General features: G+C 66.6%; 21 protein-coding genes. 16 read left to right on the forward strand and 5 right to left on the reverse strand.

Annotation, left to right across the window (positions count from 1 at the left end; all coding sequences use genetic code 11):
• Window positions 1-27: 27 nt before the first annotated feature.
• The 4 genes from KVP70_RS34835 to KVP70_RS00495 all read left to right on the forward strand — a co-directional run bounded on the left by KVP70_RS34835 (window position 28) and on the right by KVP70_RS00495 (window position 2,574).
• A complete protein-coding gene (locus KVP70_RS34835; RefSeq protein ID WP_217940066.1) occupies window positions 28-252 on the forward strand; it encodes a hypothetical protein in 225 nt (74 codons plus the stop codon).
• A gap of 117 nt (window positions 253-369) precedes the next feature.
• The gene (locus tag KVP70_RS00485) at window positions 370-762 is read left to right on the forward strand and encodes a nuclear transport factor 2 family protein (RefSeq protein WP_217940067.1); all 393 of its coding nucleotides are present in this window, start codon (window positions 370-372) and stop codon (window positions 760-762) included.
• Between the two features lie 114 nt (window positions 763-876).
• Complete coding sequence (locus tag KVP70_RS00490) at window positions 877-1,719, forward strand: universal stress protein (protein ID WP_217940068.1); 843 nt, start codon at window positions 877-879, stop codon at window positions 1,717-1,719.
• A 9-nt stretch (window positions 1,720-1,728) separates the two neighbouring features.
• The gene (locus KVP70_RS00495; protein ID WP_217940069.1) at window positions 1,729-2,574 is read left to right on the forward strand and encodes a universal stress protein; all 846 of its coding nucleotides are present in this window, start codon (window positions 1,729-1,731) and stop codon (window positions 2,572-2,574) included.
• Window positions 2,575-2,587: 13 nt separating this feature from the next.
• Here the strand turns inward: KVP70_RS00495 and KVP70_RS00500 are convergent, their stop codons facing one another.
• Complete coding sequence (locus tag KVP70_RS00500; RefSeq protein ID WP_217940070.1) at window positions 2,588-4,336, reverse strand: PHA/PHB synthase family protein; 1,749 nt, start codon at window positions 4,334-4,336, stop codon at window positions 2,588-2,590.
• 127 nt (window positions 4,337-4,463) lie between these two features.
• On the opposite strand from KVP70_RS00500, the gene KVP70_RS00505 reads away from it, so the two are divergent.
• The 5 genes from KVP70_RS00505 (at window position 4,464) to KVP70_RS00525 (ending at window position 12,447) form a co-directional block, all read left to right on the forward strand.
• Window positions 4,464-5,867 (forward strand): bifunctional enoyl-CoA hydratase/phosphate acetyltransferase, encoded by a 1,404-nt coding sequence (locus KVP70_RS00505; RefSeq protein WP_217940071.1) that lies wholly within the window; start codon window positions 4,464-4,466, stop codon window positions 5,865-5,867.
• Window positions 5,868-6,015: 148 nt separating this feature from the next.
• The gene (locus KVP70_RS00510) at window positions 6,016-7,503 is read left to right on the forward strand and encodes an efflux transporter outer membrane subunit (RefSeq protein ID WP_217940072.1); all 1,488 of its coding nucleotides are present in this window, start codon (window positions 6,016-6,018) and stop codon (window positions 7,501-7,503) included.
• On the forward strand, window positions 7,500-8,573 hold the full coding sequence (locus tag KVP70_RS00515) for an HlyD family secretion protein (protein WP_217940073.1): 1,074 nt from the start codon (window positions 7,500-7,502) through the stop codon (window positions 8,571-8,573). The genes KVP70_RS00510 and KVP70_RS00515 overlap by 4 nt, the downstream gene beginning before the upstream one ends.
• On the forward strand, window positions 8,570-11,305 hold the full coding sequence (gene rbbA / locus KVP70_RS00520) for a ribosome-associated ATPase/putative transporter RbbA (protein ID WP_217940074.1): 2,736 nt from the start codon (window positions 8,570-8,572) through the stop codon (window positions 11,303-11,305). Before KVP70_RS00515 ends, rbbA begins: the two co-directional genes overlap by 4 nt.
• A 2-nt stretch (window positions 11,306-11,307) precedes the next feature.
• Window positions 11,308-12,447 carry an ABC transporter permease gene (locus KVP70_RS00525; protein WP_217940075.1) on the forward strand — a complete coding sequence of 380 codons (1,140 nt, stop codon included), beginning with the start codon at window positions 11,308-11,310 and terminating at the stop codon, window positions 12,445-12,447.
• Window positions 12,448-12,453: 6 nt separating this feature from the next.
• Here the strand turns inward: KVP70_RS00525 and KVP70_RS00530 are convergent, their stop codons facing one another.
• The 4 genes from KVP70_RS00530 to KVP70_RS00545 form a co-directional block, all read right to left on the reverse strand.
• Window positions 12,454-13,383: a Gfo/Idh/MocA family protein gene (locus KVP70_RS00530; protein ID WP_255575690.1), complete on the reverse strand. Its 930-nt coding sequence runs from the start codon at window positions 13,381-13,383 to the stop codon at window positions 12,454-12,456.
• Window positions 13,384-13,494: 111 nt separating this feature from the next.
• A complete protein-coding gene (locus KVP70_RS00535) occupies window positions 13,495-15,006 on the reverse strand; it encodes an RICIN domain-containing protein (protein ID WP_217940076.1) in 1,512 nt (503 codons plus the stop codon).
• Window positions 15,007-15,093: 87 nt separating this feature from the next.
• Window positions 15,094-17,823 (reverse strand): TonB-dependent receptor, encoded by a 2,730-nt coding sequence (locus tag KVP70_RS00540; RefSeq protein WP_217940077.1) that lies wholly within the window; start codon window positions 17,821-17,823, stop codon window positions 15,094-15,096.
• Between the two features lie 317 nt (window positions 17,824-18,140).
• Window positions 18,141-19,109 (reverse strand): ArsR/SmtB family transcription factor, encoded by a 969-nt coding sequence (locus KVP70_RS00545; protein ID WP_217940078.1) that lies wholly within the window; start codon window positions 19,107-19,109, stop codon window positions 18,141-18,143.
• A 210-nt stretch (window positions 19,110-19,319) separates the two neighbouring features.
• Between KVP70_RS00545 and KVP70_RS00550 the strand changes: the two genes are divergently transcribed.
• From KVP70_RS00550 to KVP70_RS00580, 7 genes are read left to right on the forward strand one after another with little or no spacing between them, the layout of a single operon-like run.
• On the forward strand, window positions 19,320-20,345 hold the full coding sequence (locus KVP70_RS00550; protein WP_217940079.1) for a galactose-1-epimerase: 1,026 nt from the start codon (window positions 19,320-19,322) through the stop codon (window positions 20,343-20,345).
• Between the two features lie 31 nt (window positions 20,346-20,376).
• On the forward strand, window positions 20,377-21,618 hold the full coding sequence (locus KVP70_RS00555) for a sialidase family protein (protein WP_217940080.1): 1,242 nt from the start codon (window positions 20,377-20,379) through the stop codon (window positions 21,616-21,618).
• A gap of 46 nt (window positions 21,619-21,664) precedes the next feature.
• The gene (locus KVP70_RS00560; protein WP_217940081.1) at window positions 21,665-22,762 is read left to right on the forward strand and encodes a glycoside hydrolase 5 family protein; all 1,098 of its coding nucleotides are present in this window, start codon (window positions 21,665-21,667) and stop codon (window positions 22,760-22,762) included.
• A 26-nt stretch (window positions 22,763-22,788) separates the two neighbouring features.
• Complete coding sequence (locus KVP70_RS00565) at window positions 22,789-23,865, forward strand: ABC transporter ATP-binding protein (protein WP_262311690.1); 1,077 nt, start codon at window positions 22,789-22,791, stop codon at window positions 23,863-23,865.
• The gene (locus KVP70_RS00570) at window positions 23,862-24,779 is read left to right on the forward strand and encodes a carbohydrate ABC transporter permease (RefSeq protein WP_229224497.1); all 918 of its coding nucleotides are present in this window, start codon (window positions 23,862-23,864) and stop codon (window positions 24,777-24,779) included. Before KVP70_RS00565 ends, KVP70_RS00570 begins: the two co-directional genes overlap by 4 nt.
• Window positions 24,776-25,612, forward strand: coding sequence for a carbohydrate ABC transporter permease (locus KVP70_RS00575; RefSeq protein WP_217940082.1), 837 nt, complete (start codon window positions 24,776-24,778; stop codon window positions 25,610-25,612). Before KVP70_RS00570 ends, KVP70_RS00575 begins: the two co-directional genes overlap by 4 nt.
• A gap of 2 nt (window positions 25,613-25,614) precedes the next feature.
• The gene (locus KVP70_RS00580; protein ID WP_217940083.1) at window positions 25,615-26,982 is read left to right on the forward strand and encodes an extracellular solute-binding protein; all 1,368 of its coding nucleotides are present in this window, start codon (window positions 25,615-25,617) and stop codon (window positions 26,980-26,982) included.
• Window positions 26,983-26,990 lie beyond the last annotated feature (8 nt).

The following is a 26,990-nucleotide window of genomic DNA, read 5'->3' on the forward strand; positions in this document are numbered from 1 at the left end:
GGTTTGACCCAACCAACGGAGTAAGCTATGAAGCCATACACCCTGACCGGCAAGTTTGCCTTGGCCCTGATCCTGACCGCTGCGGCTATCACCGGATGCAAGAACAAGGATGCGGATGTGGTTCCACGTGACAATAGCGCGCCACCCGCCCCGGCCGCCACGACGCCCGCGCCGGCACCGGATGCGAACCAGTCCGCGCCGGCGCCTGAGCCTTCTACCCAACCGGCGCCTGCGCCTGCGCCGACTCGTTAAGCGGCAAACCAAATACGGGCGGTGCGATATGCGCCGCCCGCTATAAGCGTTATTGCCGTCGCCGCCGCACAGCGGGACAGCCCTCACGTAGGATGCGCTCTCAACAAGGAGACTCCCATGGATAACGCTCAGACGTCCGAACCACGTTTCAACGCCGAACAACTGGCGGTGCTGGAACCGATACAAAACTATTTCCGGGGCCATGCCCAGGACAACGCCGACTTCATGCGCCTGGCCTTCCTGCCGACCGCGCACATCGAATCGATGCGCGAAGGCGTGTTCACGTCGTGGCCGCTGGATGTGTATTGCGAACGTTTCAAGGGCACGCCGGCCGCCGACGAAGCGCAGCGCCGCCGCACCGCCGACTGGATCGAAGTCCATGGCAACGCCGCCTGCGCCCGCATCACGCTGGAGCATGGCGCCATGATCTTCGTTGATTACTTCGTGCTGCTCAAGACCGAACAAGGCTGGAAGATAGCCAACAAGGCCTTCCAGGGTCAGGCCAGCTGAAGCGCGTCAGCTGAGGGCGGGGCCAGCGGTGCAATGGGGTGATTTTGATCCACATCATATATTTTGCGAGGGGCGTTTGTTAGGCTGAGTTTTTCACTTGACCAGGAGAACGTCATGTCCTACAAAACCATACTCGTCCATGTTGACAACTCGGACCACGCCCCGGAACGCATCGATGTCGCAGCCCGTCTGGCCAGCCAGCAGGACGCGCACCTGATCGGCGCGGCCACCACCGGCATCGCGGGCGAGTACTACCGCAACAGCGCCATGATGTACGCAGGCATGGTGCCGCAGGAACAGCTCGATGAACTGATCAGCAACGCCGAGCAGGCGTTGACGAAATTTGAAGCCCAGGGCCGCGCCGCCGACGTGCGCTACGAGCGCCGCATCAGCGACGACGAAACCCAGAACGGCCTGGTGCTTCAGGCCCGCTATGCCGACCTGGTGGTGCTCAGCCAATGCGAACCGGGCGAAGAGGGCCTGCTGATGGGTCCCGGCCTGGCGGCCTACCTGGCGCTGCACGGCGGTCGTCCGGTGCTGGTGGTGCCCTACGCCGGCAGCTACCCGCATATCAACCGCCATGCGCTGATCGCCTGGGACGGCAGCCGTTCCGCCACCCGCGCCGTCACCGACGCGCTGCCGCTGCTGCGCCGCAGCGCCCGCGTGACGCTGGCGGTGTTCGATGCGGAACACCAATACGGCGTGCATGGCGCCGAGCCAGGCGCCGATATCGCGCTGTTCCTGGCCCGCCACGGCGTCAAGGTCGACGTGTCGCAACAGCCGAAACCGGACGGCGCCAGCGTGGGCGAAGCGCTGCTGTCGCTGTCGGCCGATCTCGGCGCCGACCTGCTGGTGATGGGCGCCTACGGCCACCTGCGCTGGCGCGAAACCGTGCTTGGCGGCGTCACCCGCACGCTGCTGGCGTCGATGACGCTGCCCGTACTGATGTCGCACTGAGGCCCGGCCATGAGCTACAAAAACATCGTCGTGCACTGCGACCAGTCGCCGCACGCGGCTGGCCGCTACGCGCTGGCGGCCAAGGTCGCCCTGCTCACCGGCGCCCACCTGACCGGGGTGGCGCTGACCGGCATTTCACGCTACGCCGAGTGGAACGACAGTCTCGGCGCCTGGCCGCTGCCGCCGCATGTGCTGGACCATCTGCGCCACCAGGGCGCCGCCGCGTTGGCCAGTTTCGAACGTGACATGGCGGCAGCGGACGTCAAGCTGTGGTCCAGCAACCTGTATGAGGACGACGCCGAAAGCGGCCTGCTGCTGCATGCCCGCTACGCCGACCTGCTGGTATTGAGCCAGACCGATCCCGACGACATCCAGTTCGGCGTCGGCCGCCCGTTGCCGCCGGAGCTGCTGCTGCAAAGCGGCCGTCCGCTGCTGCTGGCGCCGACCGAGGCCAGGGCCGGCAGTATGCCCGACACGGTCCGTCATCCGCTGCTGGCCTGGGATGGCAGCGCACAGGCGGCGCGGGCCTTCAGCGACGCCCTGCCCTTGCTGCGACTGGCGCAACGCGTGACGCTGCTGGTGCTCAATGCGGACCGCGATCCGGCCCGCCACGGCGCCGAGCCGGGCGCCGACATGGCGCTATTCCTGTCACGCCACGGCGTGCAGGTGGACGTGATGCGCGAGTTCACCACGGTGGAAATCGGCGCGGCGCTGTTGTGCGCCGCGGCCGAGCGCGGCTGCGACCTGCTGGTGATGGGCGGCTACGGCCACCACCGCCTGCGTGAAACCCTGCTCGGCGGCGCCACCCGCAGCATCCTGCGCGAGATGACGCTGCCGGTGCTGATCTCACACTGAGACCAGCCCTGCCTCAATGCTGCAACACGAAGTTGCCTGGCGCCGGACCCAACACCCGGCCCAGGCCCATCGCCGGCGGCGCCACGCGCTCCCGTCCCGCATGACGCACCAGCCATTGCTGCCAATGCGGCCACCATGAACCCTCGGTGCGCTCGGCGCTGTTCAACCACTCGTCCGGACTGCTGTAGCCCGCCGCCTGCGCCTGCGTGCTGGCGGGATGGCTGCGGTAGCTGCGGTTGGCATGCCCCGGTTCGGAAACAATGCCGGCGTTGTGGCCGCCGGACGCCAGCACGAAATCGATCGGCGCACCGCTCAGCAGGTGGATCTTGTACACCGACCGCCATGGCGACACGTGGTCGCGCTCGGTCCCGACGACAAACATCGGCGTGCGGATGTCGGACAGCGCGATCGGCTTGCCTTGCGCCGTGTAGCGTCCCTCCGCCAGGTCGTTGCGCAGGAACAGGCCGTGCAGGTACTCGCTGTGCATGCGGAACGGCAAGCGCGTGCTGTCGGCGTTCCAGGACATCAGGTCGTTCGGCGCGCTGCGCTCGCCCATCAGGTACTCGCGCATCATGCGCGACCACACCAGGTCACGCGCATGCAACAGTTGGAAGGACGCGGCCATCTGGTCGCCGTCCAGATAACCCTGGTCCCACATCAACGCGTCCAGGAAGGCCAGCTCGCTGTCGTCGATAAACAGGCCCAGTTCGCCCGGCTCGCTGAAATCGGTCTGCGCCGCCAGCAGCGAGATGGAGGCCAGCTTGGCGTGCTGGCCGTGCTCGCCCGAATCGATGGCGGCGGCGGCGATCGCCAGCAGCGTGCCGCCCAGGCAATAGCCCACCGCGTGCACCGGCGCGCCCCCGCCCAGCTGGTCGGCCTGCTCGAGCGCGGCAAACACGCCCAGTTGCAGGTAATCGTCCATGCCCATGTTGCGGTCATGCTGGTCGGGATTGCGCCAGGACAGCATCAGCACCGTATGGCCCTGCTGCACCAGATAACGCACCAGCGAATTGTGCGGCGACAGGTCGAGGATGTAGTACTTCATGATCCACGACGGCACGATCAGCACCGGCTCGCGGTAGACCTTTTCGGTTTGCGGCGAGTACTGGATCAGCTCGATCAACTCGTTGCTGTAGATGACCTGGCCCGGCGTGACCGCCACATCCTGCCCTGGCACATAACTGGAGCCGGTCGGTTCCGGCACGGCCATGTCCGGCGGCGCCAGGCGGCGGCACAGGTCGCGGCGCCAGTTGAGAGCGCCGTCGATCAGGCTGCGCCCGCCGCTGGCCGCCGCGGCCCGCAACACCTCCGGATTGGTCCACAGATAATTCGACGGCGAGTACATATCGAGTAGCTGGCGCGCGGTGAAGGCCACCACTTCGGCGTGGTGCGGCGCCACGCCGCGCACGCCGGTGGTGGCCTGGCCCCAAAACTGCTCGGCTTGCTTAAAGCTGTTCACGTACTGCGAAAACGGCCACTGGCGCCAGGCCGCGTTATCGAAGCGGCTATCTTCGACCACCGGCTTGGCGACGCCGGCCAAGGCCGCCAGGCTTTGCGCCGCCAGCTCGCTGCGCTTGCCCGGCGACGCCGCCAAGTGCTGCCACCAATCCTGGAACGCCAGCGACATCGCGATCGGCGACACGCCGCCGGTCAGCCGCGCCATCTGGCTGCGCAGGTACAGGTCGAGCGTATTGCCGGGTTGTTCGGATTCCGGCGACGGCGTCGCGGCGCCCGGAACAACTTTCAACTGTGCAGTCTTCACATACCCTCCCGATTTGACGATGCACCGATTATGGTTGGGGGGCGTCCCCGAAGTATTTGATCTGGATCAAATACTTCCCGGAGCGCGCTCTCTAGACTGCCCTGCATCGCCCAACTAAGCCACTACCATGAACGAATCCGACGACATTATTGAAAACATCACCTACGACGAATTGCAAGTAGGCCAATGCGCGCGCCTGAGCCGCACGCTGAGCAAGGACGATATCGCCGCCTTTGCCGCCGTCTCCGGCGACGTCAACCCGGCCCACGTCGATCCGGAATATGCCGGCCACACCCTGTTCCACGGCGTGATCGCGCACGGCATGTGGGGCGCGGCGCTGATCTCGCGCCTGCTGGGCACCTGCCTGCCCGGCCCCGGCACCATCTACCTGGCGCAAACGCTGCAGTTCCTCAAGCCGGTGCGCATCGGCGACGAGTTGCGCATCACCGCCACCGTGACAGCCAAGGAGCCGGTCAAGAAACACGTGCTGCTCGATTGCGAGATCAAGAACCAGACCGGCGCCGTGGTGCTGACCGGCGTCGCCACGGTGATCGCGCCGAGCGAGAAGGTGCGCCGCCCGCGGGTCCACATGCCGCCGCTGAGTCTGTCACAGGTGCACGCCAATTATGCCAGCCTGATGGAAGCGGCGGCGCCACTGTCGCCGGTGCGCTGCGCCGTGGTCCATCCCTGCGACGAAGCCTCGCTGCGCGGCGCCCTCGACGCCGCCAAACACGGCTTGATCGTGCCGGTGCTGGTCGGCCCGCAGGAGCGCCTGCGGGCGCTGGCCGAGAGCGCCGGCCTGTCGCTGGCCGGCGTCGAACTGGTCGATGTCCCACATAGCCATGCGGCAGCCGCGCGCGCCGCCGCCATGGCCGGCGCCGGCGAAGTGGAGATGCTGATGAAAGGCAGCCTGCATACCGATGAGCTGATGTCCGCCGTGCTGGAGACGCCGGCGCTGCGCACCGCGCGCCGCCTGTCGCACGTGTTCCGGCTCGAAGTGCCGCTGTACGACAAAGTGCTGCTGATTTCGGACGGCGCGCTCAACATCCAGCCGACGCTGGAGCACAAGGTCGACATCGTGCAGAACGCCATCGAACTGGCGCACGCGCTGGGCACGGCCGAACCCAAGGTCGCCATCCTGTCGGCGGTGGAAACGGTGACGCCGAAAATCCCGTCCACGCTGGACGCGGCGGCCCTGTGCAAGATGGCCGAGCGCGGCCAGATCAGCGGCGCGCTGCTGGACGGCCCGCTGGCCTTCGACAACGCCATCTCGCCGATGGCGGCGCGTGCCAAGGGCATCGTCTCGCAGGTGGCCGGCCATGCCGACATCCTGATCGCGCCCGATCTCGAAGCCGGCAACCTGCTGGCCAAGCAGCTCGAATACCTGGCCGGCGCCGCCGTCTGCGGCGTGGTGCTCGGCGCGGCCGTGCCGATCGCCCTGACCAGCCGCGCCGACGACGCCGCCGCCCGCACCGCCTCGGCGGCGCTGGCGCTGATGCTGGCCCATCGCTACCGGCAGCAGCGGCCTTAAGCACCGCTGCTTGGACGGCGGCCCCCGCTTGCCGCCGTCCACTTGTTGATTTTTGATCTACATCAATTACACGCGCTTGACTGTCGCCGTACACTGCGTTCGCCGCTTGACTTTCGGCATCACCCCGCACTTCTCAAGGAGTTTCACCATGTTCCAGCCTGCGCCATTCGCCAGGCCGCGCACCGCCGTGACAGCGGCCGCGCTCGCCGCGTCACTGCTGCTGCCGGGTTGCGGCTCGATGGCGCCCCAGTATGCGCGGCCTCCGCTGCCGGTGGCCGCCGAGTACGGCGCGCCCGCAGCCACCGCCACGGCCTCCGCCGCGCTGCCCGAATGGCGCGGCTATTTCTCGTCGCCGGCGCTGCAGGCGCTGATCGTCGAAGCGCTGGCGCAGAACCGCGACCTGCGCATCGCCGCCCTGCGGGTTGAGCAGGCGCGCGCCGCCTACGGCATCGAACGCGCCGCCCGCCTGCCGCTGCTGGCGGCCCAGGCCGGCGGACAGCGTCAACAGGTACCGGCCGACCTCAGCCTGACCCGCCACGAAATGATCACCAGCCAGTACCAGGCCGGCTTGGGCGTGAGCGCCTGGGAGATCGACCTGTGGGGCCGCCTGGCCAGCCTGCGCGACGCCGCGCTGCAAGACTACCTGGCCAGCGACGCCGCGCGCCGCGCCATCACCATGTCCCTGATCACCCACGTGGCCGAGGGCTATTTCGACGTGCGCGAAATCGACCAGCGCATCGCGCTGGCGCGCCGCACCTTGGCCACACGCCAGGAAAGCTTCCGCATCTACTCGCGCCGGGTGGCGGTGGGTTCGACCTCGCGCCTGAACCTGACGCAGGTCGAAACCCTGCTGTTGCAAGCGCAGGCGCTCACCGGCCAGCTGGAACAGGAACGCGAGCGCAAGCGCCACGCGCTGCAACTGCTGGTCGGCAGCCCCGCCGCGCTGGCGCCGCTGGACGCCGAGGCCGCCGGTTTGCCCGGCAATTTTGCCGAACAGCTGCCCGCGCTGGCCCCCGGCCTGCCGTCCGCGCTGCTGGAGCGGCGCGCCGACATCGTCGCCGCCGAGCACCAGCTCCAGTCCGCCAACGCCAGCATCGGCGCGGCGCGCGCCACCTTCTTCCCGCAGGTCAGCCTGACCGCCGCGCTGGGCACCGCCAGCGCCGAGCTGGGCGGCCTGTTCGCCGGCGGCAGCCGCTCGTGGACCTTCGCCCCCAGCATCACGCTGCCGCTGTTCGACGGCGACCGCCGGCGCCAGAACCTGAGCCTGACCGAAGCACGCCGCGACAGCGCCATCGCCAACTACGAAAAAACCATCCAGGGCGCCTTCCGCGACGTCGCCGACGCGCTGTCGGCGCAAGCCTGGCTGGGCCAGCAGGTGACCATCGCCGAACGCGCCCTGCAGGTGCAGCGCGAACGCGCCCGCCTGTCGCAGCTGCGCTACGACAGCGGCGCCGTCGCCTTCCTCGACGTGCTCGACGCCCAGCGCGACCTGCTCAGCGCCGAACAACAATTGATCCAGCTGCGCCGCGCCCTGCTGGGCGCCGGCATCGCCCTGTACAGCGCACTCGGCGGCGACCCGGTCGTCGCCGCGCCGCCGCTGGCCGCCTTCTCCTACCTGCCCCGACCCCGCACATGACTCCTGACCTGACACGCAAACTCGGCGCCGCCGCCGTCGCCCTGGCCCTGGTGGCCGGTGCAGCCTACGCCTGGCAACGCATGCATCCCACCGGCCCCGGCCCCGGATTCGCCAGCGGCAACGGCCGCATCGAAGCGACCGAAATCGACGTCGCCGCCAAGCTGCCCGGACGCCTGCAAGACATCGCCGTCAACGAAGGCGACTTCGTGACCGCCGGCCAGGTGCTGGCCCATATGCAGGCGACCTCGCTGCAAGCCCAGCGCGACGAAGCGGTGGCGCGCCAGGCGCAGGCGCAAACCGCCGTCGCCAGCGCCGACGCCATGATCGCCGTGCGCCAGAGCGACTACCAGGCCGCGCAAGCGCTGGTGGTGCAACGCGAAAGCGAACTCGACGCGGCCCAGCGCCGCCTCAAACGCTCGGAAACGCTGGTGCTGGAGGGGGCCTCGTCGGAACAGGAGCTGGACGACGACCGCAGCCGCGTGCGCTCCGTCAGCGCCGTGATCCGCGCCGCCAAGGCGCAGGCCGAAGCGGCCCGCAGCGGCATCGAGGCCGCGCGCACCCAGGCCGGCGGCGCCCGCGCCTCGTTGACGGCGGTGCAGGCCACGGTCGACCGCATCGACGTCGACCTGGTTGACAGCGCATTGACGGCCCCGCGCGCCGGCCGGGTGCAGTACCGCATCGCCCAGCCCGGCGAAGTGCTGGGCAGCGGCGGCAAGGTGCTCAACCTGGTCGACCTGGCCGACGTCTACATGACCTTCTTCGTGCCGGAACAGGCGGCCGGCAAGCTGGCGCTGGGCGCGCCGGTGCGCGTGGTGCTCGACGCCGCGCCGCAGTACGTGCTACCGGCGCGCGTGTCCTTCGTCGCCAGCACCGCGCAGTTCACGCCCAAGACGGTGGAAACGGCCAGCGAACGCCAGAAGCTGATGTTCCGCGTCAAGGCGCAGATCGATCCGGCGCTGCTGCAGAAGCACATGAAGCTGGTCAAGACCGGCCTGCCCGGCGTGGCCTGGGTGCAGCTTGACGCCAACACGCCGTGGCCCGCCAACCTGGAAATCAAGGTGCCGCAATGAGCGACACCGCGGCGGCCGGCGTTGCCGGCCTGCGCGGCGTGGCACTGCAATACGGCGACACCCGCGCGCTGCGCGCCATCGACCTGGACCTGCCGGCCGGCTGCATGATCGGTTTGATCGGGCCGGACGGCGTCGGCAAATCCAGCCTGCTGTCGCTGGTGGCCGGCGCCCGCGCGGTGCAGCAAGGCAGCGTGACGGTGCTGGGCGGCGACATGCGCAGCAAGCGCCATCGCGACGCCGTCTGCCCGCGCATCGCCTACATGCCGCAGGGCCTGGGCCGCAACCTGTATCCTACCCTGTCGGTGGAGGAAAACCTGCAATTCTTCGGCCGCCTGTTCGGCCACGACGCCGCCAGCCGCCGCCACCGCATCGACGAACTGACCGCCGGCACCGGCCTGGCGCCATTCCTGCAACGGCCGGCCGGCAAGCTGTCCGGCGGCATGAAGCAGAAGCTGGGCCTGTGCTGCGCGCTGATCCACGACCCCGACCTGCTGATCCTGGACGAGCCGACCACCGGCGTCGATCCGCTGTCGCGCGCGCAGTTCTGGGACCTGATTTCCCACATCCGCGGCCAGCGCCCCACCATGAGCGTGGTGGTGGCCACCGCCTACATGGAGGAAGCCGACCGCTTCGACTGGCTGGTGGCGATGGACGACGGCCAGGTGCTGGCCACCGGCACGCCGCATGAACTGCGCACGCGCACCGCCACGACGACGCTGGAGCAAGCCTTCATCGCGCTGCTGCCGGCCGAGAAGCGCGGCGACCACCAGGCGGTGACGGTGCCGCCGTTCCAGCCGGCCGAAGGCAACGACAGCATCGCCATCGAGGCGCAGGGCTTGACGATGGTGTTCGGCGATTTCACCGCGGTCGATCATGTGGACTTCCGCATCCGCCGCGGCGAGATCTTTGGCTTCCTCGGCTCCAACGGCTGCGGCAAGTCGACCACGATGAAAATGCTGACCGGCCTGCTGCCGGCCACCGAGGGCAGCGCCCTGCTGTTCGGCGGCGCTGTCGATGCCAACGACATGGCGACCCGGCGCCGCGTCGGCTACATGTCGCAGGCGTTCTCGCTGTACGGCGAGCTGACGGTGGAACAAAACCTGGTGCTGCACGCGCGCATGTTCAGCGTGCCGGAGGCCGAGATAGCGGGCCGCGTGGCCGACATGGCGCAGCGCTTCGGCTTGGCCGGCGCGCTCGACACGCTGCCCGAACAGCTGCCGCTGGGCGTTCGCCAGCGCCTGTCGCTGGCGGTGGCCATGGTGCACAAGCCGGAACTGCTGATCCTCGACGAACCGACTTCCGGCGTCGATCCGGTGGCGCGCGACCTGTTCTGGCGCCTGATGATCGACCTGGCCCGCAACGACCAGGTCACCATCTTCATCTCGACCCACTTCATGAACGAGGCCGAACGCTGCGACCGCATCTCGCTGATGCACGCGGGCCGCGTGCTGGTGAGCGCCGCGCCGGCGCAGCTGCCGGCCTTGCGCGGCGTCGCCACCCTGGAGCAGGCCTTCATCTCCTACCTGGAAGGAGCGGCCGGCAATGTCGCGCCGCCGCCCGAGGCGCCGGCGCCGCCCGCAGTGGCCGCCGCGCCGCGCGCCGGCTGGCGCCGCAGCCTGCAGCGGGCCTACAGCTACACGCTGCGCGAAACGCTGGAACTGCGACGCGACCCGGTGCGCGCCACGCTCGCGCTGCTGGGCACGGCGATCCTGATGTTCATCATCGGCTACGGCATCAACATGGACGTCGAGAACCTGTCCTACGCGGTGCTCGACCGCGACCAGAGCGGCCTGAGTCAAAACTATGCGCTCAACCTGTCGGGCTCGCGCTACTTCATCGAGCGCGCTCCGCTGGCCGACTACGACGACCTGGACCGCCGCATGCGCAGCGGCGAACTGGCGCTGGCGATCGAGATCCCGCCCGGCTTCGGCCGCGACCTGCAACGCGGCGCCCCGGTGACGGTCGGCGCCTGGGTCGACGGCGCCATGCCGATGCGCGCCGAGACCACGCGCGGCTATGTGCAGGCCATGCACATGGGCTGGCTGGCCGACATGGCGCAGCACCGGCTGGGCATGAAGCTGGCGGGTTCCGGCACGCTGGAAACGCGCTACCGCTACAACCCCGACGTCAAGAGCCTGCCGGCCATGATCCCGGCCGTGATCCCGATGCTGCTGATGATGATCCCGGCCATGCTCAGCGCGCTGTCGGTGGTGCGCGAAAAGGAACTGGGCTCCATCCTCAACCTGTACGTGACGCCGGTGACGCGGCTGGAATTCTTGCTCGGCAAGCAGGTGCCCTACGTCGCGCTGGGCATGCTCAACTTCGCGCTGCTGACGGTGCTGGCGGCCACCGTGTTCGGCGTTCCCGTCAAAGGCAGCCTGCTGGCGCTGACGCTGGCGGCGCTGGTGTACGTGATCTGCGCCACCGGGCTTGGCCTGCTGGTCTCGACCTTCACCCGAAGCCAGATCGCCGCGCTGTTCGTGACCATGATAGGCACCATCATCCCCTGCGTGCAGTTCGCCGGTCTGCTCAATCCGGTGTCCGGCCTGACCGGCATCGGCGCGCTGATCGGCCGCATCTACCCGGCCACCCATTTCCTGACCATCAGCCGGGGCGTGTTCAACAAGGCGCTGGGGCTCGCTGAGCTGGGCGGCTCGTTGTGGCCGCTGCTGCTGGCGGTGCCGGTGATCCTCACCTTGTCGGCGCTGCTGCTCGACAAACAGGAGCGTTGAACATGCGCATCTCACTTCACACGCGCGTGGCGCACATCTACCGGCTCGGCATCAAGGAGTTGTGGAGCCTGCTGCGCGACCCGGCCATGCTGGTGCTGATCGTCTACACCTTCTCGCTGTCGATTTATGTGGCGGCGACGGCGATGCCGGAAAGCCTGAACAACGCCGCCATCGCCATCGTCGACCTGGATGGTTCGCCCTTGTCGGCGCGGATCGCGGCCGGCTTCTATCCGCCGCACTTCCGCACGCCGTCGCTGGTGAGCGCCGCCCAGGCCGACGCTGGCCTGGACAGCGGCAACTACACCTTCGTGCTGGCCATCCCGCCCGACTACCAGCGCGACACGCTGGCGGGGCGGGCGCCGACGATACAGCTCAACATCGACGCCACGCGCATGAGCCAGGCCTTCACCGGCAACGGCTACATCCAGCAGATCGTCGGCGCCGAGGTGGGCGACTTCCTGCGCCGCCAGCAGGAAGCGGCCGCGCCGCCGGTCGCGCTGGACCTGCGCATGCGCTTCAATCCCAACCTGGAGCAGTCGTGGTTTGGATCGCTGATGGAGATCATCAACAACGTCACCATGCTGTCCATCATCCTGACCGGCGCCGCGCTGATACGCGAGCGCGAACACGGCACCATCGAGCACCTGCTGGTGATGCCGGTGACGCCAATGGAGATCATGCTGGCCAAGGTGTGGGCTATGGGGACGGTGGTGGTGCTGGCGGCGTTGGCGTCGCTGGTGTTCATCGTGCAGGGGGCGCTGCACGTGCCGATCAGCGGCTCGATCGCGCTGTTCGTGCTGGTGACGGCGCTGCACCTGTTCGCCACGACGTCGATGGGGATCTTCCTCGCCACGCTGGCGCGCAGCATGCCGCAATTTGGCATGCTGCTGGTGCTGGTGCTGCTGCCGCTGCAATTGCTGTCGGGCGGCTCGACGCCGCGCGAAAGCATGCCGGTGCTGGTGCAGGACATCATGCTGGCCGCGCCGACCACGCACTTCGTGGCGGCCGCCCAGGCCATCCTGTACCGGGGCGCCGGCTTCAGCGTGATCTGGCCGCAGATGCTGGCCCTGGTGGCGATCGGCGCGGTGCTGTTCGCGCTGTCGCTGCGGCGCTTCCGCAAGACCATCGGGCAGATGGCCTGAACGGCGTCAGTCGTGGAAGGCGTCGACCACCTTGCGTTGGCCGAGCATGAAGGCGTCGGCCACATGGCGCAGCGGGGCCACGTCGACGTCCGAGCGCCCTTCCCGGACCAGGCCCGCGAAGCGGCGGTACAGCGACGGGTACTCGGCTTCCTTGGTTAGTGGCTGTTCGACGCCGTGCACCCACAGGCGCGCACCGCCGTCGCCCAGTTTAAGCTCTCCATCCGACGTTTGGACCACGATGTCCCAGCTTTGCTTGCCGGTCTGGCGCCAGTCGAAGACGGCGTGCACCGGCATCCCGCCGCCATCCTGGAAGTGCAGTTCGGCGGCGATGGGCGCGTCGCGGTTGTCGGGGAACTCCAAGGTGGCGCGGTTCAGGAAGATCAGCGACGGCAGGATCTCGGTGACGATGGACAGCGCATTGATGCCAGGATCGAACACACCCAGACCGCCGGCCTGCCAGATCCATTCCTGGTTCGGGTGCCACTGGCGCACGTCTTCCTTCCAGATGACCTGCATGGCGGTCGGCGCGTGCGCGGCCAGGTGAGCCTTGGCCGGCTGCACCGCCGGCGCGTAGCGCGAGTGCCAGCTGGTGAACAGGGTCAGGCTCTTGGCGGCGGCCAGCGCCTCCAGGTCGGCTACTTCGGACAGCGTCGCACCCGGCGGCTTTTCCAGGAACACGTGCTTGCCGGCGGCCAGCGCCACGCGGGCAGCCTGGTAGCGGTACTGCGGCGGCATGCACAGCGACACGGCGTCGATCCCAGGCACGGCCGCCAGCATCTCCTCGATCGACTTGAAACCGGGCAGGCCGTCGACGATGTTATGCCGGCTGGCCGAGGCCACCAGCTGGAAATCGGGGTTGGCCGCGATGGCGGGCAGGTGCTGGTCGTGGACGATCTTGCCGACGCCTACGATCGCGAGTTTAATTGCTGACATCATCTGTCTTTCATAAAGTGGGGGCTTGTTCGCCACCATGCTACGACGAACGAGGCCAGCTTAACCAATCATTTTTATCGCCACAAACATACCGAAATGGAATGTCCGATGACTTTATGGCGACGGTTGCAGCTTCCAGCGCTGGCAATCCCCGCCCAGCCATTGCCATTGTTGCACGTTGGCGCCGGCATCGACCGAGCAGGCGTTGACGTCCAGCACCAGACCGCTGTTCTTGGAGACGAAGCGGAAATAACCGTCGCCGACCGGTTCCGGACGCCATGCCTGGCAGGCGGCGCCGTTCGGCGTCCATTGCTGGACATTGGCGCCGTTGGCCGTCGCGCAGGCGTCCACATCGAGCGCCAGGCCGCTCTGCATCGCGGTCAATACATAGTCGCCATTGCCATTGTTCTGCACATTCCAGCGCTGGCAGTTGGCGCCGTTCGGAGTCCATTGCTGCACGTTTGCGCCGGCCGCGGTCGAGCAGGCGTTGACGTCCAGCGCCAGGCCGCTGTTTTTCGAGATGACCGTATAGACGCCGCTGGCGACCGGGTTGTCCATCGGCCCGCTGGCGAACTTGATCGAACAGCCGACGTTGACCAGCTCGTACAACTGGCTGCCATCGGTGGATGGCAGCAGCTGGCTGGTGTAACCATTGCAAACGTCGCTGCCGCCGGTGGTGGCGGCCTTCTGCGGCGTCGCGCCCTCGGTCCAGACGCCGTTGCCGTTGTTGGTGTTGTACATGAAGGTCTGGCCGTTGCCGGCGGCGATGCTGTTGTCGGCGTTGCGGCGCAGGACCATGGCGGTGACCAGCAGGCGGCCGTTGGTGCTGCCGTCGTTGTACCAGCGCACCGTCGGCGTCTGGGTGAAGTGGTTGCCGGAGCTGGACTCGATGCGCGTGCCCAGGTTGGACGGCGTGCCCCAGTTAACGCCATCGCTAGAGCTGCGGATGAAGGCCTCGCAATTGGACGCGCCGCACACCTCATAGGTCATCACATAGCTGCCGTTGGGCAGGCGCGCGACCAGCGGCATGCCGGGCCGCTGCACATTGCCGTCGCTGATGCCGACGTCGATGGTGTCGCCGCTCCAGCTGACGCCGCCGTCGTTCGAGATGCGGTGCGCGATCAGCTGGTTGTAGCCGCTGCCCTTGTACTCCTCGCTGGAGTAGTACATCACCAGCCGGCCGCTGCTGTCGACCGCGAACTCGGCCTCCCAGACGCCGGTGCCGCCGGTGACCGGCGTCGACAGCAGGCTCCAGCTATGGCCCTGGTCGGTGCTGCGGTACAGCTTGATCGTGTGGGTGCCGCCGTTGGTGGTGGAGGTGCTCCACAGCAGCGCGCCCTTGGGCGTGCCGCCGACCGCCTGCGGCATTTCATACAGGCCGCTGCAGCAATGGCCGGGGTCCGACAGGCTGAGCGTGCCGATCTGGGTCCAGCTGGCGCCGTTGTTGCTGCTATCCCAGATGGTGCTCTGGGTGGTGCCATAGTCGAAGCTGGCCAGCAGATGGCCGTTGGAAGCGAGCCGCAACATGCGCGGGTAGAATGAGGTCTGGTTGCCGAGCGTGACGGCGGCGCCGGCGTCCAGCCAGCAGAACAAGGTGAGCAGCAAAGCGAGAATGCGGGTCTTCATGTGCGGGTCTCCATCTTTTTGTGCATGCGAAAAAAGCAGGGAGCGAGCTCCCTGCGAAAGTACTACACTGGATGAGTCGGAACAGGATTACAGCTTGAAGCGCAGGCCGAGCGAGTACACGGCCGGATCGTAACGGATGTCGCGCGGGAAGCTCTCGTAGCCGCTATAGCTTTCATACGAGGCTTTCAGCAGGTTCCAGGCGTTGAACTGGATCGACAGGTGCGGAGTGATCTCGTAGCCCAGCGACAGGTCCAGCTGGTTACGCGGACGCACCACGTTGGTCGGCGGCAGCTGGATGCCGCCGTTGTTGAGCGACTCGACATAGCTGTCGCGATGCGTGTAAGCCAGGCGGCCGTTGACGCCGAACTTTTCGTAGATCAGCGCCACGTTGGCGTTCTTCTTGGCCACGTTGATCAGCGGCGTCACCGTGAAGTCGCTGCCGCCGAGGGTGTTGGCGGTCTCGGTGGTGCCGGTGATGTAAGTGTAGTTGGCCTGCACGCCGAGCCCGTTCAAGGCGCCCGGCAGGAAGTCCAGGAACTTCTGCGCCGACAGTTCATAGCCGTGCAGCTTGCCCTTGCCGGCATTCTGCGGGCGGGTCACCGTGTACGGCAGGCCGTTGATGTTCTCCACCTGCTGGAACGGTTGCAGATAGCCATCGATGCGGCGGTCGAAGTACGCCACCGAGACGTAGCCGTTGTTGTCGAAATAGCGCTCCAGCGTGATGTCGAAGGACTTCGATTCCACCGGCTTCAGGTTGGGATTGCCGGCGCTGCCGTAGCCGGGACGGTTGATCGACGGCGGCGTCAGCGACAGGGCCGGGTTCAGCGAGGCGAAGTCGGGACGGGTCACGGTCTTGCCCCAGCCGATGTGCGACATCCAGTCGGTGGCCCAATCCACCTTGGCGCTTATGCTTGGCAACACATCGGTGTGCGTGGTGCTGATGTCGACATTGCTGATCGCATCGCCGATGCGGTTGTTGCCATTGATATCACGCTGCACGCGGCTGACCCGCACACCCGCCAAGCCGGACACGCCGACGCTGCCGATATCGAAGCCGTAGTTGGCCATGCCGTAGGCGCTGAGGTTTTTCTCGGTCTGCTTGAACAGGCGGTTCGGATCGTCCGCCAGGCGGCCGGCCGCCTGGCCGTAGTATTTGCGCACCTGGTCGCGGCTATCCAGCAGGAAGTTCTGCGACGGCGTAGCGAAGGCGCCGCCCAGGCGCTCGACGCCCGGCACCACATCGTTGAACGACGGGCCGAACACGCTGACCGGCACCGGACGCGCACCACCCGGCGTATCGGCTCCGCCTTCGTTGCCGTGGTACTCGGCATCACGCGAGGACAGACGGATGCCGGCGGCCAGTTTGTTGATGAAGCCCTGCCCGACCTTGTAGCTGACGTCGTTGCGCCACTGGACCTGGCGGCCCGAGCTCTCGCCCCACGACTGGAAGAAGCCGCGCAGCACATACTGGCTAGGATCGTTGAGGGCGTTGGCGTGGCCGGGCGTCGACGCGGTGAAGCCGCCGTGGCCGCCGCTGTCGAGGCCCACCACATGCACGGTGGCGAACGGCAAACTCTGATCGACGATGATGCGGTCGTCGGTGAACTTGGAGTACGTGAACGCCAGGTCGGACGTCACCTGCCAGTCGCCATCCTTGTATTTTCCGCCGAGGCTCCAATAGGCGGTATCGGTTTTCTGCTGGTGGGCCTGGGTGCTGCTGGCCGTGTACGGCGCGGTGCCGTCGCCATACGGCAGCACGTCGGCCGAAGCGATCGGGCAAGCCTGGCCGCGGCTGGTGGCGCAGTATGGACCGCTGGGCGCGATCACCACATTGGTGGCTTTGTTACCTTCCCGCGCCACCGAGAACAGATAATCTTCGGCGCTGCGGCTGCGATAGCCCATGTACATGGCCTGGCTGTCCAGCTCCAGCTTGTCGCTCGGTTTCCATTGCAACGCGCCGTGCAGTTGCTGGCGCTCGCGCTCGCCGGAGTTGTAGACGCCGCCGGGGAAAGGCATCACTGCCGCCGTGGTGGCGCCGCCCTTGGCCTGCTCGGCGGCGAGGTCTGGATTGCCCGGATCGTTGCGGTAGGCGGTGCCGTCGGCGCGCACCGCCCACAGGCCGGGGCCACCGGGTTCGGCGAACCACTGCACCGGATTGACGAAGCGGTCCTTGACGTAGGAAGCATCAAGCAATGCGCCGACATCGCCGTACGAGGTTTTCCAACGGTTGGAGACCAGGCCGCCCAGCGACGGATCGGTAAAGGCCTTGGCGCCGCTGCCGCGCGGATGCGTGTTGACGCCGTCGACGAAGCCGGAAGCGCTCAGGCCCTTGAAGTCGAACGGCTTGCGCAGCCGGACGTCCATCAGGCCGGCGATGCCGCCCTCCTGCTGGTTCGGCGTGGCCGACTTGAACACGTCCAGGCCGGCCACGCCTTCGATGCGCAGATCCTGGTACGACAGGCGGCGGCCGTCGCCGGTGAAGATCTCGTTGCCGTTGACGGTGGTGGCCAGGTCCGGCAAGCCACGTATCAGGACGCTGTCAACCTGGCTGGCGCTGCGGCCGACCTGCACGCCGGGAATGCGCTGCAGCGCTTCGCCGACCGAACGATCCGGGAATTTGCCGATGTCTTCGGCGTTGATGGAATCGACCACCTGGTCGGCGGTGCGCTTGATGTCCTCGGCCTTGCGCACGCTTTGACGGATGCCCGAAACGACGACGGTATTGTCGGCCGCAGCCTGTTCCTGTGCCAGCGCCGGCGTTGCTGCCAGTACGCTCAGCAGTGCAGCGGCGATCGGGGTCCTCTTGAACTGATGCATATCATTGTCTCCACTATTTGGAATCGGATGACTGCGTCCGTGCTGATCCGGTATGCCCTTGGTTGAGCTACCGATACCGGATGCCTTGCTGCCAGGCACGGCGCGTCATCGCTTTAATATTCGTTAAGGGCGGGCAATTACAACAAGTATCTTTGCGATTAAGCGGCATTTGCCCCAAGTAACGTTGTAATAGTGAAGGGATTTCAGCTTTATATCAACTATTTTTGCGACAAATATGGAAACAACATGAAATAAAGGGGCCGAAGCCCCTTAGCAACAACAAAAGTTGTTGGATAAACGTTACGGATCGGCTCGCATTAGCCCAGGGTACCCGGCGGCGGCACCGGCGCGCCGGCCGGGAATTCAAATCCCAGGCGCATCACGATGTCCTGCGGGTAGTTGCCGAACTTGCGGCCGAACAGATTCAGGCCGCCCTTGTTGCGCGCATCTTCCTTGATGCCGATGCGCACCCGGATGTGGTTGGCCTGCGCCAGGTTCAAGTCGGCGATCGAGGTCGAACCCAGCGAGACGCCGTCGATCATCGAACCGCGCTCGTTGACGCTCCATTGTTTCAGCACGCCGTAGGTCGTGCCTTCGATCTGCCACCACGACGGCGTCAGCAGCGCCGGCTTGCCGCCGAAGTCGCCGGGCGAGGTCCAGGTGCCGACTTCGACATCGTTAATCCACAGCGTGATATCGGACGGCCAGTCGGGATTGTAGTTAGGCGCCTCCGAGCAAACCTCCATCGACAGCGACAGCTCGGTGGTGACCGCGCCGTACGGCACATTATTAGGGAAGGCATAGTCCACATGGCCTGCGCCAAACCACAGCAACTGGGCGTTGACGTGCTCCGGCTCGAAGAAGGAGCGCGGATCGTCGAGCATGCCGATGATCTTGGTCTCGCTGACCAGGCCGCAGGTGGGGCTGGCCTCGACGCTGCGGTAGCTGCCGATCGGCATGCTGATCTGGACCGTGTTCTGCTCCGCCTCGACCGCCGCGCCGGGCAGGCGGATGCGCACTTCGTCGTAGCGTTTGGAACACAGCTTCTGGATGCCGCGCGTGCCGGGTTCGGTCTCCACCACCACCAGGCCGACCGCCTCCAGTTGATTGACGTTGAAGCTCACCGTCGAATGCGGCAGGTTCATCGTCGCCGCCAGCTCCGACAAGTTCAGCACCTTGTGGGTTAACAAAGCCAGCATCGCCTGCCGGGTTTCCGACGACAAGGCTTTCACCAGCGGCAAAACCGCATCTCCTTCGACCAGCAAGGCCCGACTTACAACATCCATGTTGCACCCTCTTGTTATGAATTGTTATGAATTGCTTTGTTGGTTCAACGCGTCCCGAAGGGCCCGCGTGAGCGATATCGCATGATACCGCGTCGTGAAAATGCCAGCATGGCAAAATTTCTCACCAATTTTGTTGTCAGTAACAAGAATTGTTGCGATAATTAATCCAACAAGAAACTTCGTGACTTTGAGACTACCGCAATCCTACCCATGATGCCAGACCAAACCGCACCGCCAACCTATCTGACGCTCGACAGTGGCGCCGGCCACTTCGCGACCGTGATGGACATCGGCGCCACCTTGCTGTCGTGCCGCGTGCCGATGGCCGACGGCGGCAGCCGCGAGACCGTGTTGGGCCACCCCGCCGCGCTGAACAACGACCCGGCGCGTGGCTACGCCGGCGCCATCGTCGGCCGCTACGCCAACCGCATCGCCGGCGCCGCCTTCGAACTGGATGGCCAACGCCACCCATTGCAGGCCAATGAGAACGGCAACCAGCTGCACGGCGGCGCGGACGGTTTCCATCGCCGCCGCTGGAATCTCGACCAGACCGCGGCCAACCGTGTGCAGCTGACGCTGTGCTCACCCGACGGCGATCAGGGCTTTCCCGGCGAAGTGCAGGCCAGCGTGAGCTACACCTTCAGCGCGCACGGCGTGTTGCGCATCGACTTGCGCGCCCGCAGCAGCGTGCCCTGCCCCGTCAGCCTGAGCAACCATGCCTATTTCAATCTCGACGCCGACCACGGCGACGCCCGCGAGCACTTGCTGCAATTGCAGGCGCCATCCTACCTACCGGTCGACGCTGCGCTGATCCCGTTGGACGCGCTGCTGCCGGTTGAGCGGACAGGCTACGACTTCCGCGCCGCCCGCAGCATCCGCGGCGGCCTCGATGCGGTCGCCGCCGCCGGCGCGACAGGCTACGACCATGCCTGGCTGTTGTCGCGCGCCTGTGCCGGCGGCGCCTTGCCGGCCGCGCGCCTGCAATCGTCGGACCGCAAGCTGGCGATGACGATCAGCACCAGCCTTCCGGCGATCCAGTTTTACGACGGCCGCCACTTGCATACATTGCAGGACCGCGATGGCAGGCCCTACCCCTCCTACGCCGGTTTTGCATTGGAACCGGAGTTTTTGCCGGACAGTCCCAACCGGCCAGAATGGCCGCAGCCCTCGTGCATACTGCGGCCAGGGACATCAATGCACCACTTTATAGAACTGGCATTCCAGGCAAACGCCTGAGAACAGACCGGTCAAACCAAAGGAGACAAGCATGACAACCCACACCGGCAAACTGGCCGCAACCCTGCTTTGCGCGGGCCTCGCTCTGAGCGCCTGCGGCGGGTCCGGCAGCATAGCCGCCACGCCGCCCATCGCCACGCCACCGCCGCCGACATCAGGCGCGCCACGCGGCACCTTGCTGGCCGACGTCTTCGGCGCCTACCCGCGCCTGATACGCCAGAACCACCACCAGAACGCGGCGCTCAACGGCCGGCTGGTGGCCAGCATGTCGTCCACCGAGAACGGCCAGCCGATCGGCGCCATCTATGCCAGCAGCGACGACGGCAAGAGCTTCAGCCGTGTCGGCGCCATCGCCGATCCGGGCTTCAAGCAGGGCCAATGCTGCGGCACCTTGTATGAACTGCCGGTGAAAATCGGTGCGATGCCGGCCGGGACCCTGCTCTATGCCACGTCCTGGGGCGCGGACCAGGACGGCGCCGCGATGGAAAACCGTATATATCAAAGCGCCGACGGTGGCGCCAGCTGGAACTACCTTTCTCTGTGCGGCAAAGGCCGCATAGCGAAGAATCACAAGGACCCGTCGGGCATCTGGGAACCGGAGTTCGGCATCGCCAAGAGCGGTGAGCTGGTGTGCTACTACTCGGACGAGACCCTGGCCGGCCATTCGCAGATCCTGGCCGAAGTCACCAGCCGCGATGGCGTGACCTGGAGCGCGCCGCAGACCATCGTCGCCGGCGACGATTTCAACGCCCGACCCGGCATGCCCATCGTGCGCCAGCTGCCTTCCGGCGCCTACCTGCTGACCTTCGAGAACTGCTACGGCGGCCCGCTCGACTGCGCGCTGCGCGCCAAGCGCTCCGCCGACGGCCTGAATTGGGGCGCGCCGAACGATCCCGGCTTCCGCCTCGAAACCGCCAGCGGCCAGTTCTTCCGCCACGCGCCGACCTTCACCTGGACGCCGGTCGCCGGCCAAGCCAACGGCATGCTGGTCGCCATCGGCCAGATCCTGGTCGACAAGAACGGCATTCCGGACGCCAGCGGCAACGGCAAGGTCATGTTCACCAATACGAGCGCCGACGGCAGCGGTCCATGGAAAGTGGTGCCGGCCCCGCTGGCGCTGCCCGCAGCGCCGCTGGTGACCAACTGGTGCCAGAACTATTCCAGCCCCCTGCTGCCTTCGGCGGACGGCAAGACGCTGGCCATGCTGCAAACCGACGGCGGCGAGAACAATACCTGCCGCACGCGTTTCGGCAGCGCCGCATTGACGCCGTAAGCGGCGCAGCAACCAACAAACCCACCCTGACCAAGAAAGATTCAAGATGACTAACGCAATCGCCACGCCCACCGTTCCGCAAGCACCGACGTGGAGCGCGCAGCGCGCGCAAGCCTGGTTTGCCGCGCAGCCGCGCATCCTGGGCGCCAACTTCATACCGGCCAGCGCCATCAACCAGCTGGAGATGTGGCAGGCCGAGACCTTCGACGCCGAACGCATCGACCTCGAACTGGGCTGGGCCGCCGCGCTGGGCATGAACACCATGCGCGTATTCCTGCACGACTTGCTGTGGGCGCAGGATGCCGAAGGCTTCAAGCAGCGCATCGACAGCTACCTGGCGATCGCCGCCCGTCATGGCATCCGCACCATGCTGGTATTATTCGATTCATGCTGGGACCCGCGTCCAGCGCTGGGCACCCAGCGCGCGCCTATGCCCGGCATCCACAACTCCGGCTGGGTGCAAAGTCCCGGCGCGAAGCAGCTGGCCGACCAGTCCAGCTACCCGGCGCTGCGCGCCTACGTCGAGGACATCGTCACCAGCTACGGCGGCGACGACCGCGTATGGTGCTGGGATTTGTGGAACGAACCGGATAACCAAGGCGGCGGCATGGGCTACTACCTGCAGTTCGAAGCAAAGGACAAGATCGCCCTGGTGGCGCAATTGCTGCCGCAGGTGTTCGGCTGGGCGCAGGCGTGCTCGCCTAGCCAGCCGCTGACCAGCGGCGTGTGGATAGGCGAGGACTGGACTCCGGAATCGGCCACGCTCAACGCGGTGCAGCAGGCGCAGCTCGCGCTGTCGGACATCCTCACCTTCCACGACTACAGCTGGCCGGAGAAATTCCTGGCCCGCATCCAGCAACTGCAGGCTTATGAGCGCCCGCTGGTTTGCACCGAATACATGGCGCGCGGCATGGGCTCGACCTTCGACGCGGACCTGGTCATCGCCCGCGTCGAGAACGTGGGCCTGATCAACTGGGGCTTCGTCTGCGGCAAGAGCCAGACCAACATGCCGTGGGACTCGTGGAAGAACCCCTACACGTTCAACCCGCCGTCGGTCTGGTTCCACGACGTCTTGCACACCGACGGCAAGCCATACCGCGAACACGAGGCCGAGCTGCTGCGCCAGCACGTCAAGGCGTCATGAAGATGGAACATGAGGTGGCCGACAAGATAGGCGGCATCGAGTGGCGCGATGTCAGCAAACGCTATGGCCAGAACACCGTGATCCCGAGCTTCAACCTGACCATCGAGGCGGGCGAGTTCATCGCCCTGCTCGGCCCTTCCGGCTGCGGCAAGTCCACGCTGCTGCGCATGCTGGCGGGACTGGAGCCGGTGTCCGGCGGCCGCATCGCCATCGGCGGGCGCGACGTCACGGAGCTGGCGCCGGGCCAGCGCGGCATCGCCATGGTGTTCCAGCAGTACGCGCTCTACCCGCATATGACGGTGCGCGACAACATGGCCTTCGGCCTGCGCAACATCCGCATGGATGAAGCGGAGATCGAGCGCCGCGTGGCGGGCGCCGCGCAGATGCTGGAGCTGGGCGCCCTGCTGGAACGCAAGCCCGGCCAGCTCTCCGGCGGACAGCGCCAGCGGGTGGCCATCGGCCGCGCGGTGGTCAAGGAGCCGCAGGCCTTCCTGTTCGACGAACCCTTGTCCAACCTGGACGCGGCGCTGCGCACCCGCACCCGCCTGGAACTGGCGCGGCTGCACAAACGCCTCAAGGCCACGATGCTGTTCGTCACCCACGACCAGGTCGAGGCGATGACGCTGGCCAACCGCATCGCGGTGATGAACCAGGGCCGCATCGAGCAGTTCGCGGCGCCGATGGAGCTGTACGACCGTCCCGCCACACGCTTCGTGGCCGGCTTCGTCGGCAGCCCGGCGATGAACTTCCTGCCGGTGCGGCGCGCACCCGACCAGAACGGCCGCTGCGCGGTGGTGCTGGCCAACGGCGCCGTGCTGCACACCAGCGTTCCCGCGTTCGAATCCAACGAGCCGCTGGAGCTGGGACTGCGTCCCGACGCGCTGACACCGGCCGACGAAGGTCCACTGCGCGGCGTGGTCGAAGTGATCGAGCGTCTTGGCGATCGCACCCTGCTGCACGTGATGCTGCCGGACGGCGTGCTGGTGGTGGCCGACGCGCCGCGCCGGCGCGAGCCCGCCATCGGCGCCACCATCAGCCTGCACATGGACCTGCAGCGCGCCCACCTCTTCGACGCGGCCGGCAAGGCCCATCATCCATCATGATGCGCGACCACTTATCTTCCCTCGCCAAGCCGCTGCGCCGCTCGGGCGCCACCAACTGGAGCGGGCTGCTGTTCGTCGCGCCGTTCGTGCTGTGCTACCTGGCGCTGCTGGTCTGGCCGCTGTTGAGCGGCATCTGGCTCAGCCTGCACGCGATCGACCTGCTCTCCAATCTGGGCCGCATGGCCGGGGTCCTGAACTTTATCGACCTGCTGCGCGACGAGATGTTTATCCGCTCGCTGCGCAACACCCTGCTGTTCGCGGCCCTGTGCACGCCGGCCATGGTCATCACCGGCCTGGCGCTGGCGTTGGCGCTGAACCGGCCCGGCCGCACCACGGCGATACTGCGCGGCGTGTTCTTCGGCGCCGGCGTGCTGTCGGTCACCATCGTTACGCTGATCTGGCGCCTGGTGCTGATGCCGGACCGCGGCATGCTGGCCAACGTGCTGCATGGCGCCGGCCTGGCCTCGGTGGCGCCGCTGCAGAACGAATGGCTGGCACTGCCGGCGGTGGCGCTGGCCACGGTCTGGTGGGGCATCGGCATGCCGATGATGCTGTTCCTCGCATCGCTGCAGCAGATCCCGCACGACGTCTACGAGGCGGCGGCGCTGGACAACACCAGCCGCTGGCGCAGCTTCCGCCACATCACGCTGCCGGCCATCCGCCACAGCGTGATCCTGGTGGCGGTGACGCAGATGATCGCCCAGATGCAGGTGTTCGGCCAGGTCCAGCTGCTGACGCAGGGTGGTCCCAACAACAGCACCCGCTCGCTGGTGATGTTCATCTTCGAAGCCATGTTCGAACAATGGCAGCTTGGCTATGCGGCCGCCGGCGCGCAGGCGCTGTTCCTGCTGATGCTGGCCGGGATGTCGCTGCAAGGCTGGCTGGAACGCCGCGAAAGAAAGGCCCTCGCATGAATCCGACCCTGAATAACCGCTGGGGCAACCGCTTGATCCTTGGCGCCACGATACTGGCCGCCATCGCCTGGGTGGCGCCGCTGATCTGGGTATTGGCGCTGTCGTTCAAACCGAACGAACTGCTGGCGCAGCGCACCGACATCCTGTTCGCACCGCCGTACACGCTGAAGAACTACAGCGACATCCTGGGCACCTCGCTGGTGTTCCGCTGGATCGCCAATTCCTGCGTGGTGGCGTTCGGCCAGACGGTGCTGGTGCTGGTGCTGTCGTCGCTGGCCGGCTATGGCTTCGCCCGCACCGAGTTCCCCGGCAAGACCTGGATCTACCGCCTGGTGCTGGCCGGGCTGGCGGTGCCGCAGACCGCCGTGGTGATCCCGCTGCACCGCATGTTCGCCGACTGGGGCCTGCACAACAGCCACACGGGCCTGATCCTGCCAGGACTGGCGGCGCCGTTCGGCGTGTTCCTGATGACGCAGTACTTCAAGGCCATTCCGCGCGATCTTGAGGAAGCGGCCTTGCTGGACAACGCCTCGCGCTGGACCGTGTTCACCCGCGTGATCCTGCCGTTGTCGCTGCCGGTGCAGGCCACACTGGGCATCGTCACCTTCCTCAGCGCGTGGAACGACTATTTGTGGCCGTTGATCTCGGCGACGCAGTCGGCCCAGTACACGCTGACGCTCGGCCTGGCCTCGACGCAGACCAACTTCGCGCAGTCCGAAGGCCTGGGCTTCCTGATGGCGCAAGCGGTGTTCGCCGCCGTGCCGGTGCTGCTGCTGTACGCATTCTTCCAACAATATATCGTCGCCGCGGTTGCCGGCACCAAGGTACGTTAAGCATGAGACTCATCTCTTTAGCAGCGGCGCTGGCGCTGCTGATGGCGGCCGCGCAGGCGGCGACGCCGGCGCCCGCTGTGGCTCCGGTCGAAATCTCGTTCGCGCGCTTCTTCGGCTCCTGCGAGGCCGACTATGGCAAATCCACCGATCCCGCCAACGCCACCGGTGAATGCGGCATCATCACGGCGCTGGTCAACAAGTTCAATGCCACCAACCGCGAACAGATCGTCGTGCGCACGCAAGTGGTGGAGCATGGCTCGTACTATAGCCAACTGGGTGCGCGCATTGTCGGGCGGGACGTGCCGGCGGTCGCCATCCTGCACAGCTCCGCGCTGAACGACTTCGTCAAGCGCGGGCTGGTCGCGCCGCTGGACGACGAGTTCCGAGGGGCTGGCATCGCCGTCGCCGACTTCACGCCGCAGGCGGAAACGGCGGTGACGGTGGACGGCCATCACTACGCCCTGCCGTTCGACACGCATTCCTGGCTGTGGCACCTGAACCTGAACCTGATGCGCCGCGCCGGACTGCTGACCAAGGACGGCAAACCGGTGCTGCCGCAATCGCCGCAGCAGCTATTGGAGCAGGCACGCCGGCTCAAGGCCGCCACCGGCAAACCATACTTCATCTGGATGACCGACAACGACCCGTCGTTCTTCCCGCGCACCATGCTGTCGCTGATACGCCAGCAAGGCGGCACGCTGTTCCCGAAGGACGACTTCCACATCGACCTGCACAGCACCGCCGTGCGTTCCGCGGTCCAACTGCTGAAAACCATGTACGAAGAAGGCCTGACCACGCGCGGCAACGACTACGGCGCGGCCTTGCAGAACTTTGCGGCGGGCGAAGGCGCGGTCATGGTCAACGGCACCTGGATCATCGGCGACATGCTGCGCCAGGCCGCACGCCCCGGTGGCGCCACCACCGGCGGCTACACGGCCGTGCCGTTTCCCCGGCTCTACGGCAACAACGCGGTGTGGGCGGATAACCACATCATGGTGCTGCTGAAAGGGGGCACCAGCGATGCCCGCAGCCGCCACGCGGTGATTACCTTCCTCAAGTTCCTGTATGACGAAGGCGGCGTGTGGGCACGCACCGGCCAGCTGCCGACGCGCCGCTCGGTGATCGACTCGGCGACGTTCCGGCAGCTGCCGCTGCGCAGCGAGATCGCCACCATCTCGCGCGACGGCGTGGCGCTGCCGATCGAAGTGGCGCGACAGGCCATCGTCTCCAAAACGCTGGGCGACGCCATGACGGCGGCAATCGCCTACGGTGCGGACATCGACCAGGCGATGTCCCACGCCGAGACCAACATCAACCGCATGTTGGAGCGAGACGCTCAATTCAAAGGCGGCGCGGCCCCTACACCATAAGGACTTTC

It is taken from the genome of Duganella violaceipulchra (assembly GCF_019166075.1).
In the GTDB taxonomy this organism is placed as follows: Bacteria; Pseudomonadota; Gammaproteobacteria; order Burkholderiales; family Burkholderiaceae_D; genus Rugamonas; species Rugamonas violaceipulchra.

What these genes read in the sequence shown, in the direction of transcription:
- KVP70_RS00560 (WP_217940081.1), top strand. Translation starts at nt 21,665, where the DNA reads ATGACTAACGCAATCGCCACGCCCACCGTTCCGCAAGCACCGACGTGG.
- KVP70_RS00550 (WP_217940079.1), top strand. Translation starts at nt 19,320, where the DNA reads ATGATGCCAGACCAAACCGCACCGCCAACCTATCTGACGCTCGACAGT.
- KVP70_RS00530 (WP_255575690.1), bottom strand. Translation starts at nt 13,383, where the DNA reads ATGATGTCAGCAATTAAACTCGCGATCGTAGGCGTCGGCAAGATCGTC.
- KVP70_RS34835 (WP_217940066.1), top strand. Translation starts at nt 28, where the DNA reads ATGAAGCCATACACCCTGACCGGCAAGTTTGCCTTGGCCCTGATCCTG.
- KVP70_RS00515 (WP_217940073.1), top strand. Translation starts at nt 7,500, where the DNA reads ATGACTCCTGACCTGACACGCAAACTCGGCGCCGCCGCCGTCGCCCTG.
- KVP70_RS00580 (WP_217940083.1), top strand. Translation starts at nt 25,615, where the DNA reads ATGAGACTCATCTCTTTAGCAGCGGCGCTGGCGCTGCTGATGGCGGCC.
- KVP70_RS00505 (WP_217940071.1), top strand. Translation starts at nt 4,464, where the DNA reads ATGAACGAATCCGACGACATTATTGAAAACATCACCTACGACGAATTG.
- KVP70_RS00535 (WP_217940076.1), bottom strand. Translation starts at nt 15,006, where the DNA reads ATGAAGACCCGCATTCTCGCTTTGCTGCTCACCTTGTTCTGCTGGCTG.
- rbbA (WP_217940074.1), top strand. Translation starts at nt 8,570, where the DNA reads ATGAGCGACACCGCGGCGGCCGGCGTTGCCGGCCTGCGCGGCGTGGCA.
- KVP70_RS00495 (WP_217940069.1), top strand. Translation starts at nt 1,729, where the DNA reads ATGAGCTACAAAAACATCGTCGTGCACTGCGACCAGTCGCCGCACGCG.
- KVP70_RS00570 (WP_229224497.1), top strand. Translation starts at nt 23,862, where the DNA reads ATGATGCGCGACCACTTATCTTCCCTCGCCAAGCCGCTGCGCCGCTCG.
- KVP70_RS00555 (WP_217940080.1), top strand. Translation starts at nt 20,377, where the DNA reads ATGACAACCCACACCGGCAAACTGGCCGCAACCCTGCTTTGCGCGGGC.
- KVP70_RS00510 (WP_217940072.1), top strand. Translation starts at nt 6,016, where the DNA reads ATGTTCCAGCCTGCGCCATTCGCCAGGCCGCGCACCGCCGTGACAGCG.
- KVP70_RS00545 (WP_217940078.1), bottom strand. Translation starts at nt 19,109, where the DNA reads ATGGATGTTGTAAGTCGGGCCTTGCTGGTCGAAGGAGATGCGGTTTTG.
- KVP70_RS00485 (WP_217940067.1), top strand. Translation starts at nt 370, where the DNA reads ATGGATAACGCTCAGACGTCCGAACCACGTTTCAACGCCGAACAACTG.
- KVP70_RS00575 (WP_217940082.1), top strand. Translation starts at nt 24,776, where the DNA reads ATGAATCCGACCCTGAATAACCGCTGGGGCAACCGCTTGATCCTTGGC.
- KVP70_RS00540 (WP_217940077.1), bottom strand. Translation starts at nt 17,823, where the DNA reads ATGCATCAGTTCAAGAGGACCCCGATCGCCGCTGCACTGCTGAGCGTA.
- KVP70_RS00490 (WP_217940068.1), top strand. Translation starts at nt 877, where the DNA reads ATGTCCTACAAAACCATACTCGTCCATGTTGACAACTCGGACCACGCC.
- KVP70_RS00525 (WP_217940075.1), top strand. Translation starts at nt 11,308, where the DNA reads ATGCGCATCTCACTTCACACGCGCGTGGCGCACATCTACCGGCTCGGC.